Source organism: Actinoplanes hulinensis, from assembly GCF_019429605.1.
GTDB lineage: Bacteria > Actinomycetota > Actinomycetes > Mycobacteriales > Micromonosporaceae > Actinoplanes > Actinoplanes campanulatus.
On record NZ_JAHXZI010000046.1, the window covers coordinates 1 to 15,109 of the forward strand.

Annotated in this window: 17 protein-coding genes and 1 rRNA gene; 11 read left to right on the forward strand and 7 right to left on the reverse strand. The window is 71.1% G+C overall.

Going from position 1 to position 15,109, the window contains the following annotated elements; all coding sequences use genetic code 11:
* Positions 1 to 149: 149 nt before the first annotated feature.
* The 3 genes from rrf to KZ829_RS42305 all read left to right on the forward strand — a co-directional run bounded on the left by rrf (position 150) and on the right by KZ829_RS42305 (position 1,347).
* A 5S ribosomal RNA gene (gene rrf, locus KZ829_RS42295) occupies positions 150 to 266 on the forward strand.
* A 341-nt stretch (positions 267 to 607) separates the two neighbouring features.
* A complete protein-coding gene (locus KZ829_RS42300) occupies positions 608 to 811 on the forward strand; it encodes a hypothetical protein (protein WP_220149469.1) in 204 nt (67 codons plus the stop codon).
* A 101-nt stretch (positions 812 to 912) separates the two neighbouring features.
* Positions 913 to 1,347, forward strand: coding sequence for a CBS domain-containing protein (locus tag KZ829_RS42305; protein ID WP_220149470.1), 435 nt, complete (start codon positions 913 to 915; stop codon positions 1,345 to 1,347).
* A 64-nt stretch (positions 1,348 to 1,411) separates the two neighbouring features.
* Here KZ829_RS42305 and KZ829_RS42310 read toward each other — a convergent pair whose 3' ends face one another.
* The 4 genes from KZ829_RS42310 to KZ829_RS42325 all read right to left on the reverse strand — a co-directional run bounded on the left by KZ829_RS42310 (position 1,412) and on the right by KZ829_RS42325 (position 5,233).
* The gene (locus KZ829_RS42310) at positions 1,412 to 1,693 is read right to left on the reverse strand and encodes a hypothetical protein (RefSeq protein ID WP_183222031.1); all 282 of its coding nucleotides are present in this window, start codon (positions 1,691 to 1,693) and stop codon (positions 1,412 to 1,414) included.
* Between the two features lie 163 nt (positions 1,694 to 1,856).
* Positions 1,857 to 3,482, reverse strand: a complete 1,626-nt coding sequence (locus KZ829_RS42315) for a polysaccharide biosynthesis tyrosine autokinase (protein ID WP_220149471.1) — start codon at positions 3,480 to 3,482, stop codon at positions 1,857 to 1,859.
* 410 nt (positions 3,483 to 3,892) lie between these two features.
* A complete protein-coding gene (locus tag KZ829_RS42320) occupies positions 3,893 to 4,237 on the reverse strand; it encodes a protealysin inhibitor emfourin (protein ID WP_220149472.1) in 345 nt (114 codons plus the stop codon).
* A 72-nt stretch (positions 4,238 to 4,309) separates the two neighbouring features.
* On the reverse strand, positions 4,310 to 5,233 hold the full coding sequence (locus KZ829_RS42325; RefSeq protein ID WP_220149473.1) for a siderophore-interacting protein: 924 nt from the start codon (positions 5,231 to 5,233) through the stop codon (positions 4,310 to 4,312).
* A gap of 152 nt (positions 5,234 to 5,385) precedes the next feature.
* Here KZ829_RS42325 and KZ829_RS42330 point away from each other — a divergent pair, with 152 nt between their 5' ends.
* Positions 5,386 to 5,841: a response regulator transcription factor gene (locus tag KZ829_RS42330; protein WP_220149474.1), complete on the forward strand. Its 456-nt coding sequence runs from the start codon at positions 5,386 to 5,388 to the stop codon at positions 5,839 to 5,841.
* Positions 5,842 to 5,953: 112 nt separating this feature from the next.
* Here the strand turns inward: KZ829_RS42330 and KZ829_RS42335 are convergent, their stop codons facing one another.
* Both KZ829_RS42335 and KZ829_RS42340 read right to left on the reverse strand, forming a co-directional pair.
* A complete protein-coding gene (locus KZ829_RS42335) occupies positions 5,954 to 6,808 on the reverse strand; it encodes a universal stress protein (protein WP_220149475.1) in 855 nt (284 codons plus the stop codon).
* A gap of 46 nt (positions 6,809 to 6,854) precedes the next feature.
* Positions 6,855 to 7,520, reverse strand: a complete 666-nt coding sequence (locus tag KZ829_RS42340; RefSeq protein WP_220149476.1) for a type 1 glutamine amidotransferase domain-containing protein — start codon at positions 7,518 to 7,520, stop codon at positions 6,855 to 6,857.
* Positions 7,521 to 7,595: 75 nt separating this feature from the next.
* Between KZ829_RS42340 and KZ829_RS42345 the strand changes: the two genes are divergently transcribed.
* Entirely contained in the window at positions 7,596 to 8,465 is an 870-nt protein-coding gene (locus KZ829_RS42345) for a LysR family transcriptional regulator (RefSeq protein WP_220149477.1), read from the forward strand.
* Here KZ829_RS42345 and KZ829_RS42350 read toward each other — a convergent pair.
* On the reverse strand, positions 8,443 to 8,931 hold the full coding sequence (locus KZ829_RS42350) for a MarR family winged helix-turn-helix transcriptional regulator (RefSeq protein ID WP_220149478.1): 489 nt from the start codon (positions 8,929 to 8,931) through the stop codon (positions 8,443 to 8,445). The genes KZ829_RS42345 and KZ829_RS42350 overlap by 23 nt on opposite strands.
* A 169-nt stretch (positions 8,932 to 9,100) precedes the next feature.
* Between KZ829_RS42350 and glnII the strand changes: the two genes are divergently transcribed.
* The 6 genes from glnII to KZ829_RS42380 all read left to right on the forward strand — a co-directional run bounded on the left by glnII (position 9,101) and on the right by KZ829_RS42380 (position 14,979).
* Positions 9,101 to 10,102, forward strand: a complete 1,002-nt coding sequence (glnII, locus tag KZ829_RS42355; protein WP_220149479.1) for a glutamine synthetase — start codon at positions 9,101 to 9,103, stop codon at positions 10,100 to 10,102.
* A gap of 37 nt (positions 10,103 to 10,139) precedes the next feature.
* Positions 10,140 to 10,901, forward strand: coding sequence for an N-formylglutamate amidohydrolase (locus tag KZ829_RS42360; protein WP_220149480.1), 762 nt, complete (start codon positions 10,140 to 10,142; stop codon positions 10,899 to 10,901).
* 48 nt (positions 10,902 to 10,949) lie between these two features.
* Positions 10,950 to 11,279, forward strand: a complete 330-nt coding sequence (locus tag KZ829_RS42365; RefSeq protein WP_220149481.1) for an STAS domain-containing protein — start codon at positions 10,950 to 10,952, stop codon at positions 11,277 to 11,279.
* Positions 11,272 to 11,649, forward strand: coding sequence for an ATP-binding protein (locus KZ829_RS42370; RefSeq protein WP_220149482.1), 378 nt, complete (start codon positions 11,272 to 11,274; stop codon positions 11,647 to 11,649). Before KZ829_RS42365 ends, KZ829_RS42370 begins: the two co-directional genes overlap by 8 nt.
* An 85-nt stretch (positions 11,650 to 11,734) precedes the next feature.
* Complete coding sequence (locus KZ829_RS42375; protein ID WP_220149483.1) at positions 11,735 to 14,083, forward strand: rhamnogalacturonan lyase family protein; 2,349 nt, start codon at positions 11,735 to 11,737, stop codon at positions 14,081 to 14,083.
* 56 nt (positions 14,084 to 14,139) lie between these two features.
* Positions 14,140 to 14,979 carry a hypothetical protein gene (locus KZ829_RS42380; RefSeq protein ID WP_220149484.1) on the forward strand — a complete coding sequence of 280 codons (840 nt, stop codon included), beginning with the start codon at positions 14,140 to 14,142 and terminating at the stop codon, positions 14,977 to 14,979.
* Positions 14,980 to 15,109: the final 130 nt, after the last annotated feature.

The window sequence follows — 15,109 nt, forward strand, 5'->3', positions numbered from 1 at the left end:
TGTTGAGTTGACCGGTACTAATAGGCCGAGGGCTTAACCACCCTAAATTTTCTGCTTGCGTCCACTGTGTGATTCACAGCAAACGAACAACCACCCGTGGGAGTGAAAACTTTCGACGGTTGCTGGTTGTATCGCACGCTGATGGCTGTTTCGGTGGTCATAGCGGAGGGGAAACGCCCGGTTACATTCCGAACCCGGTAGCTAAGCCCTTCAGCGCCGATGGTACTGCACTCGGGAGGGTGTGGGAGAGTAGGACGCCGCCGGACTCAACGTGATAGAAAGGCCCACCCCATACGGGGTGGGCCTTTCTTTTTGTCCCGTGAATACGGTACGGCGTCGCCTTCCGTGGTGGGACCGTCGCGTACCAGGCCGGCAGCAGCAAGCCGACACCGCTGGATCTTGTGCTCGGGCCGGACGGGGCGGGTCCCCTGAAACGTGGCATGACCCTGAAGCAGGCTCTCGCGACCGAAGCGGTTTCCAGGATCGGGAAGACCGGCGACGGTTGCAGCGGAGACTACTGGCTCACGACCGGCGCCGGCAGTGCGCAGCTCCACTTCAAGGGCGGTCTCGGCCTGGTCGCCATCAGCGCCTCCTGGGGACCAAGACCGTGGAGGGCATCGGGTTCAACAGCAGCTACGCCGAGGTGCTGGAGGCGTACCCTGACTTCGCGATGGTTTTTGGTGGAAATGCGGAGTTCGCGTATGGCGAAGTCGATGTGCCTGGTAACAGGGACGCCACCTACGACATCCGGGTGCAGCAGGACCTGGTGGACCGCATCGACCTGGAGATGAGAGGCGAAGCCTGCTACTAGGTGGCGGCGTTGTGGGCGTACCCCGAAAAGGTCCTTCTTGACAGGAGCGTGCTGTTTTCGGCATAGAAGGGGGTACGTAAGCCGACCATGAAGGAGGGGCGATGCGGATCAGTGACATTCTCCGGGTGAAGGGTGGACAGGTCGTCACGGTGAATCCGGATGCTACGACCGAACGGCTGTTGAGCGTTCTGGCGGAGCACCGGATCGGGGCGGCGGTGGTGTCGCGAGATGGTGTGGTGGTCGACGGCATCGTCAGTGAGCGGGACGTGGTGCGGGCCCTCGCGGCTCGTGGGGCGACCGTGCTGACGGAGCCGGTGAGTGCGATCGCGACCGCACAGGTGCGGACGGTGACGCCGGACGCGCGGTTGGAGGACGTCGAGCGGTTGATGACCGAGCGGCGGTTCCGGCATGTTCCGGTGGTGGTGGACGGGGTGCTGCGCGGGGTGGTCAGCATCGGGGACGTGGTCAAGAACCGGATCGACGAGTTGGAGACCGAGCGGAGTGAGCTGGCCGGGTACATCACCGGCGAGCGGTAGACGCGAAGACGCCACCGTCCGAACGTGGGCGGTGGCGTCTTTTCGCTCAGCGGTGCAGTGCCGGTCAGCGGTGCAGCAGCGAGGCCAACCGGCCCCGGGCTCCGGCCGCCTTCGCGGCACGGCGCCGGTGCAGGAAGACGGCGGCCGCCGCCGCGCCGGCCAGCGCGAGAACGGTGGCCGTCGTCGACTTCGGATTCCGGCGGGCCACCTGGCCGGCGGCGGTCGCCTTGGTCCGGGCCGTGGTGACGGCCTGACGGGTGCGGGAGGGGGAGTCGGCGGAGCCGTTCCCGGAGATGGAGTCGACGCTCTCGGGCGCGTCACCGTACGTGATCTGGTTCGTGGTCATCGCTCACCTCTCTTTGGACATGTGCCCGATGGAGATTCGCCTCGGCTCGGCTTCTGGATGGGTTGCCCCGTCGAAACCGGAAACCAACATGGGTTCACGCTCCAGGACCGACGCTAATCGGACAGTACGTCCGGCGTTGTCCGAGAACCGACACAACCGGGGGTCAGCTGCGAGCTTCGGCAGGTTCCTCCGGTTCAGCGGCGGCGTCCGGGGAGTCGGCCGGATCCTCCGAAGGGGAGGGGTCCTCATCGACGGCGGCCGTCGACGAGGCGTAGACGGTGGCGGTGTTGGCGGAGCCGTAGATCACCGGGACCGCGACGGTGGTGGTCCGGGCGAAGTACTCGGCCATCGCCTCGGCGTCCTCGTCGTCCTCCTCGGCGACCTCCACGTACGCATGCTGGGTCACCCCGGGCGGCGCCACGTCGTCGGCGTCCGAGACCAGCCGGTCGCGGGTCAGCGGCTCATGGTGCGGCGCGATCCCGGTCGGCTGGGTACGCGCGTGCGGCACCAGGGCGCCGGCGCTCTTCGGCACGTTGACCAGCACCGGGCTGACGTTGTCGTGCACCACCTCGGCCAGTTCGTCCAGGGCCCGGCGGACCGACTCCCGGCTGGTCCGGGCGAAGTCGCCGACCAGCAGGATGTGGTCGCTGAGCGCGGCGAGGGCGATCGCGTCGGAGGCGCTGAGCACCGCCGTCGAGTCGAGGACGATCACGTCGGCGTGCTTCTGGACGGCGTGCAGCACCCGGGCGAGCTGCCCACTGTCGAGCAGGTCGACGTGCTCGCCCTCCTCACGCCGGCCGGCCGGGATGACGTGCAGACCGGGCACGGCCGTCTCCTCGAGGACCTCCTCGACTCCCGCCTCGCCGTCGAGCAGGGTGGTCAGGCCGTACTCGCCGGAGATCCCGAAGACGTGGTGCAGTTGCGGGTGGCGCAGGTCGGCGTCGACCAGGATCACCGAGCGGCCGGCCTGGGCCAGGGTGACGGCCAGGTTGGCGGCCGTGGTGGTCCGGCCCTGCCGGTCGCCGGGGCTGGTCACCAGGACGGTGGTGGCGATGGCCGGCAGCAGTGACGGCCGCAGTGACGGCTGCAGGCGGGTGCGCAGGTAACGGTACGACTCGGCGGCCGGCGAGGTGGGATCGCGCAGCACCACCGGGGCGCCGATCGTGGTGCCGGCCGGGCGCTTGTAGCGGGGCACGGTGGCCAGCACCGGCACGCCGGTGAGCCGCTCGTAGTCGTCGCGGCCGCGGATCAGGCCACGGGTGCGGGAGCGCAGCAGCGCGGTGCCGGCGCCGAGCAGCAGACCGGCAGCGAGGCCGGCGGCCAGGTCGGGGCCGAGCGGGCGGGTCACCGGGTCGTCCGGGAGGCTGGGCTCGCTGAGCACGGTCGCGCGGGTCGGGCCGGTGGCGCGGTAGTTCACGTACGCCTCGACGATGGCCCGAGCGCGGATCCGGGCGCTGAAGCGGTTGTCCGCGGTGTAGACGAGGCGGAGCACGTTCGCGTCCGGGGTGACCTCGATGGTGAGGTCCTCCAGGAAGGACGCCTTGTCGGCGCCGACCCGGGCCGCGGCCGGGAGCACGACCGCGTCGGAGAGCGCGACCGCACGCTCCGTGCCGACGTCCGGGGTCACCGGTGTGAGGATGGGTGCGGTGGTCGGTGCGGCGCTCGGGCCCACGGTCGCCGGGGCCGCGGCGGTGAGGCGGGCCTCGACCAGGACCGTCGCCTCGGACTCGTAGCCGGATGGCGCCGACTGGTTCAGACCGTAGGCGGCAGCGATTGCCGCCGTCGTCACCACCAGTGTCCATGGACCGTATCGGCGCAATAGTCGCGCGGATCGTCCGTAGGTCGTCATCGCGGCAGTCCCTCCCCGTTTCTCGGATCTCAAGCCGGAGATTCTTCCACCGATCGATCACTTCCCGCCTCGATCATTCCGGCGATTTCCGTCTCGTTGTTACGGCCGGTGAGCGCTGTCCGGCTGGGGATATGGCGAGAATCTCGTCGTCGATTCAACCCCGAAGTCGCGGCCCGTTGCCCGGTATGAGCATTCCGTTTCGCCCGGTGTCGTATGGGATCAAGAGACTGCTCGCCCCCATTTGCCCGTCGTGTCATCCCGCATCTCGCAGGTGGACCGGACCCGGACCGCCCCCGCGAGCGGCACGTTCGGGCCGGACCTGCGGATCGCGGTGCCGCCTTCACCCTTCGTCACCGAGGCGGGGCGCCCGGGTCCGCACCGGTGGTGACGGGGGCGCGGGCGGCACGGGTGAGGAACCGCAGGAGGGGGCGCAGTTCCGCGGGGACCGTGGGCTCGGCCACGGTCGCGCGCCAGTGCCGCCCGCCGCATTCGACGGCCAGCTGGTATCGGGTCAGGTCGGCCCGGCAGGCCGCGCCGATCTCCGCGCCCACCCGGGTCAGGTCCAGGTCCTGGATGAGGCGGCGCAGCTCGCGGGCCTGGTCGAGGGGGAGGGTCGCGGAGTCGAGCACCACGCGCAGTGAGCGGTCCGTGAATCCGCCGGTCCGGCGCAGCTCGGCTCGTATATGGGAGGTCACGTCTGAAGAGCGTGGCATCCACCCGACACGACGGCTGTCAGATCAAGGGCACAGGGGAGTGTCGATTCTTCATCAGTTCTCCGGGCGGCCCAGCCGCCAGTAGCCCATGAACGCGACGGCGCGCCGGTCCACCCCGCACTCCGACACGAGGTGCCGGCGCAACGTCTTGATCACCGCGGCCTCGCCGGCCAGCCAGGCGTAGAAGCCGTCCGGCGTGGCCGTGGACTCCTCCGGCACCTCCCACAGCATGTCGTGGTCCACGTCCACGTCCTCCAGCTCGGCCGGGGCGGACGGCGCTGTGCAGTCGGCGAGCAGCCGGGCGGCGGCCTCGCGCACCGCCGGGATCAGCTTCACCCCGTGCGCCTCGCCGTCGCGGGGCAGCCAGGTCACCGTGAACCCGGCCGGCGCGGAGACCTCCAGGTGGTCGCCCGCCGCCGGCACCTCCAGCAGCGCCTCACCGACCGCGCCGGCCGGCAGTGCGGACAGGATCGAGCAGATCGCCGGGGTCGCGGTCTCGTCGCCGACCAGCAGGATCCGCCGGGTGGCGGCCGGCGGATGGAAGTCGATGCCGCCGGCCACGCCCGGGAAGTCGGCGTTCGGGCCCATGATCATCATGGTCGAGCCGGGGACCGCGTCGACCGCCCAGCGGGAGGCCGGGCCGTTCACCCCGTGCAGCACCATGTCGACGTCGATCTCGCGCTCGGCGGCGCGGACGGCGCGGACCGTGTACGTCCGGATCGGGTTGCGCTGCTCCTCCGGCAGGTCGCGCCACCGCGTGTACCAGTCGAGACCGGTCGGCAGGTGCTCGTGACCGCTCCCGGGCAGCGGCGGGATCAGCTTGATCCGCTGGTCCCAGCCGTTGTCGGCGAACCGGTCCAGGTCGTCGCCGGTGAACGTCACCCGCAGGAAGTTCGGGCTCAGCCGGGTCAGCCGGGCGACCCGGGCCGGGAAGAACCGGAACGGGGGCGCCTCGGTGGGCACGACGGTCTGGGTCACGGAAGCCTCCCGCGTCTTTAAGGTAACCCTAACCTAACCGCTGGCTCCGGGGATCGCACCACCGGCCCACCCGCTCCCGTTCCGCAACGCCGGTTGTCCGTCGATCCGGCCGTCCGCCGCCGATCGGACTGGTCCCAGCGATAGGAGGAGACATGCCACAACCCACGACCACGGAACTCACGTTCAGCGACGCGGGCATGCCGTGGGCCGTCGAGGACTGGTCCGCCGCCCTCCATCCGCCCACCGTCCTCATCGCCGACGACGACGAGGACATCCGCGACCTGATCGCCGTCAAGCTGCGAGCCGCCGGGTACCACACCCTGGAGGCCGGCGACGGCCGCACCGCGATGGCCCTCGCCGTCAACGAGCGACCACACCTGGTTCTGCTCGACATCTCCATGCCGTGGCTCGACGGGCTCGGCTTCTGCTACGAGCTGCACTCGTCGCCGCAGACCGCGGACATCCCGGTGATCATCGTCAGCAGCCGCGGCGCGCCGGCCGACGTCGACCTCGGGCACATCGTCGGCGCCGAGGACTACCTGGTCAAACCCTTCTCCCCGGCCGAGCTCCTGCGCCGGGTCCAGCGCCTGCTTCCCCTCGACGACTGAAAAACCCCTATTTCGTACGCCTACCCGCTCCGCCGTGGGCGACCCGCGAGGCGGGTGGGTGGTACGGACCGTGCCGCGCCCGCCGGGCGTGAGTGGGTGGTTGCGGTCTTTTTCAGCGGGCGCCGTGTACGAGGGCGATGCTGCACCTGGCGCGATGCAGCAGATGGCGGCCCACCGACGGGCGCAGCGCCACCCGCAGGGCCCGGCGCACCCGGGCCCCGGCCACCACCAGCTGTGCGCAGGCGGCCGCCCCGGCCAGCACCTCGCCCGGGGCGCCGACCAGGACCTCGGTGCTCACCGGCACGCCCGGGAAGCGGCGCCGCCAGCAGTCCACCACCGCCTGCAACCGGCGGCGCTCGGTGGCCACCGCGTACAGGTTGGCGTCGGAGAGCAGGTCACGGCCGGCCGGCACCGGCCAGCCGTGCACCGCGCGCACTCCGACGCCCCGGACCGCGGCCTGCTCGAAGGCGAACCCGAGGACCGGGCCGGCGGAGGGGGAGTCGTCCACCCCGGCCACCACCGGGTCGGTGTCCCGTGGTTCACCGCGGACCACCACGACCGGGCACCGGGCGTGCGTGCCGACCGAGGCGCTGGTGGAGCCGAGCAGCGCCCGGACGGCCGAGTGGCGGGGCCCGCCGACCACCACGAGGGCGGCCTCGGCGCTGCGCTGCGCCAGGGCCACCGCCGCGGTGCCGTGCTCGACCCTGGTGCGGAGCCGGACGCCGGGATGGGTGACGGCGGCGGCCTCGATCGCCCGGGCCAGCATCTCGCCGACCGCGTCGTCGGTGTCGGGGTAGACGGCGGCGGCCGGCATCATCGCGGCGGCGGGGACGTAGCTGGGCCACTCGTAGGCGTACAGCAGCTCCACCGTGGCATCGGTGCGCTCGGCCTCGTCCAGCGCCCAGCGGGCGGCCTTGCGCGCGTCGCACGACCCGTCATAGCCCACGACGATCCTCTGAGTGGCCACGGCGCCGCCTCCCTGTGCTTCCTCCCCTGATCGTGGTGGGTCCGGTTCAGTTCTTCAATACCGTGAGCACGGCTTCGGCCACACCGGTCGACGAGGCCGGGTTCTGGCCGGTGACCAGGCGGCCGTCGGTGACGACGTGCGGCTGCCAGTCGGCGGCGCCGGTGTGGTTCGCGCCGAGCTCCTCGAGGCGGCTCTGCAGTGGGAACGGGACCACCTCGGTGAGGCCCACCGCGATCTCCTCGGCGTCGGTGAACGCCGCGATGTTCTTCCCGGCGACCAGCGGGGTGCCGTCGGAGAGGGTGAGGCCGACCAGGGCGGCCGGGCCGTGGCAGACGGCGGCCACCACGCCGCCCCGTTCGTACAGGTCGCGGGCGAAGGCGGACAGGGCCTGGTCGGTGGGGAAGTCCCACATGGCCCCGTGCCCGCCGGCGAACAGGACGGCGTCGTAGCCGGCCGGGTCGACGTCGGCGAACCGCGGGGTGGCCGTCAGGTCGACCCGCTCGGTGAAGTCGCGCTGCACCGGGTCGGACAGGTCGGCGCCGTCCACCGGCGGTTCGCCGCCGGCCACCGAGGCGAACTCGACGGTGTACCCGGCCTCGGTGAAGACCCGCCACGGGTGTGCCGCCTCGGGCAGGTAGTAGCCGGTGGAGCGGAGCCCGCCCAGGTCGCCGTGACTGGTCAGGCCGATGAGGATCTTGTTCGTTGCGGTCATGTCCCACACCATGCCTCGTTACAGCCATCGGAAACCAAGAGAATCAGTTTTGGCAGCCATAGGAATACTGATGGGATGCTGGATCTGTTGCACACGTTCCTGGCGGTCTACCGGGCGGGCACGCTGACCCGGGCGGCCGAGAGTCTCGGGCTGTCCCAGCCGACCGTGACGGCGCAACTGCGCGGCCTGGAGTCGCGGATCGGGCAGCCGCTGTTCGTGCGCGGGGCTCGCGGGGTCACCCCGACCGCCGCCGCCGACGACCTGGCCCGCCGGCTGGACGGGCCGATGGACGCGCTGGCCGGAGTGGTCGGCGGGCTGCTCGGCACGCCCGGCCCGGCCGGGCGGACCCTGCACCTGGGCGGGCCGGCCGAGCTGATGACGGCCCGGGTGCTGCCGTCGCTGGCCGGCACGGTCGAGGCCGGGGTGAGCGTCCGGGTCCGGCTCGGGCTGGCCGACGACCTGCTGGCCGAGCTGTCCGACGGGCGGCTCGACCTGGTGGTCAGCGCGGTCCGCCCGCGCCGTGCGGGCATCCACGCCGAACCCCTGTACGACGAGGAGTTCACGCTGGTCGCGGCGCCGATGTTCCTGAGCGCCCGGGACCGCGCCGACGTGCACGAGCTGCCGCTGCTGGCCTACGCCGAGGAGCTGCCGATCGTGCGCCGCTGGTGGCGGCACGTCCTCGGCGGGCCACCGCCCCGGCGGGCGGTCCTGGTCGTTCCGGATCTGCGGGCGCTGCGCGCGGCGGCGGTCGCCGGGATCGGCGCCACCGTGCTGCCCCGCTACCTGGTGGCCGACGACCTCACCGACGGCACGCTGACCGAGATCCTGCCCACCGAGGATCCGCCGATCAACACGCTCTACCTGGCCACCCGCGCGGCGACCCGGGACGAGCCGCACATCGCCGGGGCCCGGGCGGCGCTGCTCAGCCGGGCCCGTTTCTGGTGACCTTCCCGTCGCCGGTGAGGGTGGCCTTCCCGCCGCTGGTCACGATGCCGGTGATCCAGGGTTCGACGACCTCGCCGAGCAGGGCGGCCAGTGCGGTGGCGGCGCCGGGGGAGAGCGGTGCGAACGCCCCCGAGTTGACGGCCTGGACCGCGGTGGCGGCCCGGCCGGCCAGTTCGTGACCGGCGGGGGTGGGACAGAGCCAGACCCGCCGCCGGTCGGTCTCGTCGCGTTCGCGCTCGATCAGCCCGGCCGACTCGAGACGGTCGGCGAGCGGGGTGATCGAGGACTGCTGAACGTGGAGCATGCGGGCCAGCGCCCGGCCGGTCATGCCCTCGTGCTGCCCGAGCACGTAGAGGGCGAGCAGATCCAGGGAGGGCATCTCGAACTCGTCGGCCACATCGTCCACGGCGCTCTGCACGAGGCGGCCGGCCTGGAGGACCAGATAGCCGAGTTCGCGCCTCACCACCGTTCAAAGTTACCGGGATCACGCTTCCGAGGTGCGGGAACGGAAACGTGGAGTTGATCTAAGGGGGTTAGAGTCCTGGCGCTGGGTCTGGGTTTAGTGAGTGTTTATCAGCTTAAGCCAGGCTAAGCGGAGTACGCCCCGAGTACCCCGATTTGAGGAGAAAAGAACCATGGCTGTCAAGGCCGAGTACCTGTGGGTCGACGGAACCCAGCCCACCGCCAAGCTGCGTTCCAAGACCAAGATCCTGGCCGACGGCGAGAAGCCCGGTATCTGGGGCTTCGACGGTTCGAGCACCAACCAGGCGCCCGGCGACAAGTCCGACTGTGTCCTCCAGCCGGTCTTCGTCTGCCCGGACCCGATCCGTGGCGGCGACAACATCATCGTGCTGTGCGAGGTCGAGCTGATCGACGGCACCCCGCACCCCACCAACACCCGCGCCCCGCTGCGCGCGGTCGCCGAGAAGTACGCCGACCAGGAGTCGATCTTCGGCATCGAGCAGGAGTACACCTTCTTCAAGGACGGCCGCCCGCTCGGCTTCCCGGTCGGCGGCGGCTACCCCGCCCCGCAGGGTGGTTACTACTGCGGCGTCGGCGCGGACGAGGTCTTCGGCCGTGAGATCGTCGAGGAGCACATGGACGCGGTGCTCGCCGCGGGCCTGCACCTGTCCGGCATCAACGCCGAGGTCATGCCGGGTCAGTGGGAGTTCCAGATCGGCCCGGTCGCCGCGCCGCTGGTCGCCGACGAGCTGTGGGTCGCCCGCTGGCTGCTCTACCGCATCGCCGAGAAGCACGGCGTCTCCGCCACCCTCGACCCGAAGCCGGTCAAGGGCGACTGGAACGGCGCCGGCGCGCACACCAACTTCTCCACCAAGGCCATGCGCGAGGGCTACGACGCGATCATCGCGGGCGCCGAGGCGCTGGGCAAGAAGCGCCAGGAGCACGTGGACGGCTACGGCGCCGGCATCGACCAGCGCCTCACCGGCCTGCACGAGACCGCCCCGTGGACCGAGTACAGCTACGGCGTCTCCGACCGCGGCGCGTCGGTGCGCATCCCGTGGCAGGTCGAGAAGGACGGCAAGGGCTACATCGAGGACCGTCGCCCGAACGCGAACGTGGACCCGTACGTGGTCACCCGCCTGCTGATCGACACGATCTGCTCCGAGCTGGCCTGACCGTCACCGAAAGGCCACCGCGCGTATTCTTCGCGCGGTGGCCTTCGACGTTCTGCCCGGTGATTCCGCGTCGCCGGTGATCCTGCACGTACCCCATTCCTCCCGGAACATCATTGAATCAGGGTTGTATCCGGACATTGTCGCCGAGGAATTGGACCACCTCACCGACGCGCACACCGATCTGATCGCGCTCGGCGCCGCCGAAACCGCGGCCTGGCGGCCGTGGATCTTCATGAACCGGCTGTCCCGCCTGGTCGTCGACCCCGAGCGGTTCACCGACGACGAGATGGTCCGGGCCGGCATGGGGCCGGTCTACACCCACGGCCACGCCGGCCGGCGGTTGCGCGACGACGACCCCTCGCGCGACGCGGAACTCCTTCACGAGCACTTCCATCCGTACGCCGAAGCGATGACCGGCCTCGTCGACGACCGCCTGGCCGCGACCGGCCGTGCGGTGATCCTCGACGTGCACTCCTATCCGACGGCGCCGCTGCCGTACGAGCTGCACGCCGACGGCCCGCGCCCACCGGTCTGCCTGGGCACCCACCCGCTGCACACCCCGGACCGGCTGCTGGCCGCGGCCCGGGCGGCGTTCGGCGACACCGGCCTGAACAGCCCGTTCGCCGGTTGCTACGTCCCGCTCAAGCACTACGACCGTGATCCGGCCGTCTCCGCGCTGATGGTGGAGATCCGCCGCGACCAGTACATGGCCGAACCGGGCGGCCCGCCGACCGCGGGGATCGACCGTCTGGCCCGGGCGCTGGCGATCCTCGTCGATACGGCTCCGGTGCTCCGGTGACCCGCCCGGGTGGCAGCGTTCCGGCTGATGGAGTGACATGATGACCCGGTGGTGAACTTCGAGGCGAGGACATCCGCCGGCGACGGCCGCGCCGTCGTGGCTCTCGCCGGGGAGTGCGACCTGGCGACCCGCGAGCAGCTGACCGCCGTCCTGCTCGACGCGGTGAACCAGGCCCGGCTCGTGTTCGTCGACATGGCGGGGCTCACCTTCATCGACTCCAGCGGCGTGCACAGCCTGGTCACCGCGCATCACGCCGCCAAGCAGACCGGCGGGCGGGTCTACGTGCTCAACGCCACCGGCCCGGTCGCCGCCGTCCTCGAGCTCACCGGCCTCGACACCCTGCTGCGCGCTCCGGCCGAAGAGCGCCGTCATGTCTGAGACCGTCGATGGGATGTCGTACCACGTACCCGACGATCTGCGGGCCGTCCGCGCCTTCGTCACCGAGCGGGCGCTGGCGCTCGGCCTGCCCGAGGCCCGGCTCGACGTGCTCACCCTCGCCGTCAGCGAGCTGACCACCAACACGTTGCAGCACACCAGCGGCGGCGGCCACATCCGGGTCTGGGTGGAGGACGGCCGCCTGGTCTGCGACGTCGTCGACCAGGGGTCCGGCCGGCCGTTCGGGCGCGCCATGCCGTCGGCCGAGGCGATCCGGGGGCGCGGGCTGGCGATCGTCGAGCGGGTCTGCGATTCCGTCTACACGACCGCGGTTCCGGGCGGCACCCTCGTACGAATCTGCCTGAATCTCTAGATTTTCTGTTATCGCCCGGTGGCGGAGGCATCTACGCCGGTGGACCCCCGTCCATCCCCCGCATCCCCAGGCGAAAGGCAACCCCATGTCCTCACCCCGACCCCGGCGGCGACGCCGGGGGCTGATCGTGGCCGGCGTGCTCGCGGTCGCCGTCCCGGCGGGCATCGTGACCGTCTCCATGATCCCCGCGGCCGCGGCGACGACCCCGGTCGCCGGCGGCGTCTACACGCTGGCCTCCGGATCCAGCGGCAAGTGCGCCGACGTGGCCGGCGCGTCCACCGCCAGCAGCGCGCTGCTCGTCCAGCTTGCCTGCAACGTGGCCGCCACCAACCAGCAGTGGACCGCCAGGCAGCAGAACAGCGGGCAGTTCCAGCTGGTCAACGGCAACAGCACCCGGTGCGTCGACGTGCCCGGCTCGACGACCGTGTCCGGCACCCAACTACAGCAGTACAGCTGCGGCGACGCCACCAAGAACAACCAGCTGTGGACGTTCACGGCGTCGACCGCGGCGTCCGGCAAGTTCCTGGTCAAGAGTGTGGCCAGCGGGCTGTGCATCAGCAACAAGGACGGCTCCACCGCCGGCAACAACCCGATCGTGCAGGAGACCTGCTCGGACGTGGCCCGCATGCAGTGGTCGTTCAACCACGTCTCCGGGCCGACCGCCACGCCCACCACGCCCGCCGGCTCCGGCCGGCAGATGGAGGACCTCGACCGGGGTCTGATCAGCGTCCGCTCCGGCACCGGCAACCTGGTGTCCTGGCGGCTGCTCGGCACCGAGCCGGCGGCCACCGGCTTCAACCTCTACCGGGGCGGGACCAAGGTCAACGCGACGCCGATCACGAACTCCACCAACTACCTTGACGCCGGCGCGGCGGCCACCGCCACGTACACGGTCCGGGCCGTCGTCAACGGCGCCGAGCAGGGTGACTCGCCGGCGTCGCTGACCTTCGGCAGCGGCTACCTGGACGTGCGGCTCCAGGTCCCGGCCGGCGGGACCACCCCGGACGGCGTCGCCTACACCTACTCGGCCAACGACGCCTCGGTCGGTGACGCGGACGGCGACGGCGACTACGAGATCTTCGTGAAGTGGGATCCGTCCAACGCCAAGGACAACTCGCAGTCCGGGTACACCGGCAACGTGTACGTGGACGCGTACACCCTCCAGGGCACCCGGCTGTGGCGCATCGACCTGGGCCGCAACATCCGGGCCGGCGCGCACTACACCCAGTTCCAGGTGTACGACTACGACGGCGACGGCAAGGCCGAGGTCGCCATGAAGACCGCCGACGGCACCGTCTCCGGCACCGGCGTCACCATCGGCTCGGCCGGCGCCGACTACCGCAACTCGTCCGGCTACATCCTGTCCGGGCCGGAGTACCTGACCATGTTCAGCGGTCAGACCGGCGCCGCGCTGTCCACCGTCAACTACACCCCGGCGCGCGGGACCGTGAGCAGCTGGGGCGACTCGTACGGCAACCGGGTCGACCGGTTCCTGGCCGGCACCGCCTACCTCGACGGCGCCCGCCCGTCGCTGATCATGGCGCGTGGCTACTACACCCGGGCCGTCATCGCCGCCTGGGACTTCCGCAACGGCACCCTCACCAGCCGCTGGACCTACGACTCCGGGACCAGCAACACCGGGGCGTACGGGCAGGGCAACCACCAGCTGTCCATCGCCGACACCGACGCCGACGGCAAGGACGAGATCATCTACGGCGCCGCGGCGATCAACGACAACGGCACCCTGATGTGGCGCAGCGGCCTCGGCCACGGCGACGCCCTGCACGTCGGCGACCTGATCCCGTCCCGGGCCGGCATCGAGGTGTACCGGCCGTCCGAATCCACCTCACAACCGACCGACGCCATGCTCGACGGGCGCACCGGCGCGGTCATCTGGTCGCACCCGACCTGCGGCTGCGACAACGGCCGCGCCGTGGCCGGTGACGTCTACGCCGGCAGCGCGGGCGCCGAGGCCTGGTCGTCGTCGGTGTCCGGGCTGACCGGCGCCACCGGCGCCAACCTCGGCCGCAAGCCGTCGTCGACGAACTTCCTGGCCTGGTGGGACGCCGACCCGGTCCGCGAGCTGGTCGACGCCACCCGGGTCGACAAGTACGGCACGAGCGCCGACACCCGCCTGCTCACCGCCTCCGGCGTCGCCTCCAACAACAGCACCAAGCAGACCCCGGCCATCTCCGGCGACATCCTCGGCGACTGGCGCGAGGAGATCGTCTGGCGGCTCTCCGACTCGTCGGCGCTGCGCATCTACAGCACCCCCGTCGTCACCGACCGCCGGATCCACACGCTGGCCCACGACTCGCAGTACCGGGTCGCGCTGGCGTGGCAGAACACCGCCTACAACCAGCCGCCGCACCCGAGTTTCTTCCTCGGCGACGGCATGACCACCCCGGCCCAGCCGAACATCTACGTTCGCTGAGCCCCGGCCCCGGCGCCGCGTCGCGGCGCCGGGGCACCCCGGTCCATCATGGCCGGGTGGACCTTCTATTCGACGTCGCGCCGGCACCGGGTCGCCCACCGCTGCGGTTCGAGGTGGCCGGCAGCCGGCTCCTGATGATCCGGCAGGGCGACGAACCGGTGCTTCTGGGCCGCGTCGACGACGGCCACTACGGCGTCGACTACGTGCGCACCGGGCGCTACCGGTCCCCGATCCCGCCCATGCGGGCCGCCCATGCGGCCGGCCTCGCCGCCGACTGGGCACGGTGGGCGCATCACTTCCGGTCAGAGCTTTCCGATTCGGCGTACGGGCCACTGCACGCCGGTCGATGGCTGCTGAGTGCCCGCGTGCCCCGGCTGCGCGGATTCCGGTGGGAGCTGTACGCGGCGGACGAGGGCTACGCCGACTACGAGGGCGACTGGCCGGTGCTGCCGCTGCGCACGCCGGCCGGCCCCGGGGACGGCCGGGTCAAGGCCTATCGCAAGCAGGCCCGGGACGGCAGCCTGCCCCCGGTGCTGGTCTGGTGGGTCAGCTGCCTGTGCGGCTACGTGGTGCTGGACGGGCACGACCGGCTGGCCGCCGCTCTCGCCGAGGACCGCGAACCGCCGTGGCTCGAACTCACCCGCGTGGACCCGGTCAACGCCGCCACGGTCACGCGCATGGTCGTCGACCGCTACCTGGAGCGCGAGGCAATCATCCGGCGTAGTCCGGGAACCGCGCCGGCGCTGACCCTTCTCGGACAGCGCTTCGGGGCGGACCTTCGCGAGGCCGAACAATACGAAGCCCGTACCCGAGCGTGGCCCCTGGCAGGAGGAACCGCGGCCTGGACGCGCACCGCCGAGGAGTGCGCGCCGGGCTGGCTCGCGTCTCTCGGCTAGATCCAACGCCGTTCAGTTAGGCGGTCCGGGCTGGCGTCAAGGGTGTGTTGATCAGAAAGTAGGAAGCGGAGTTCCGGTATAGAGGTTTGTCACTCCAAGACAACCCACCCCAGGACTCCGCTTGCTCGAT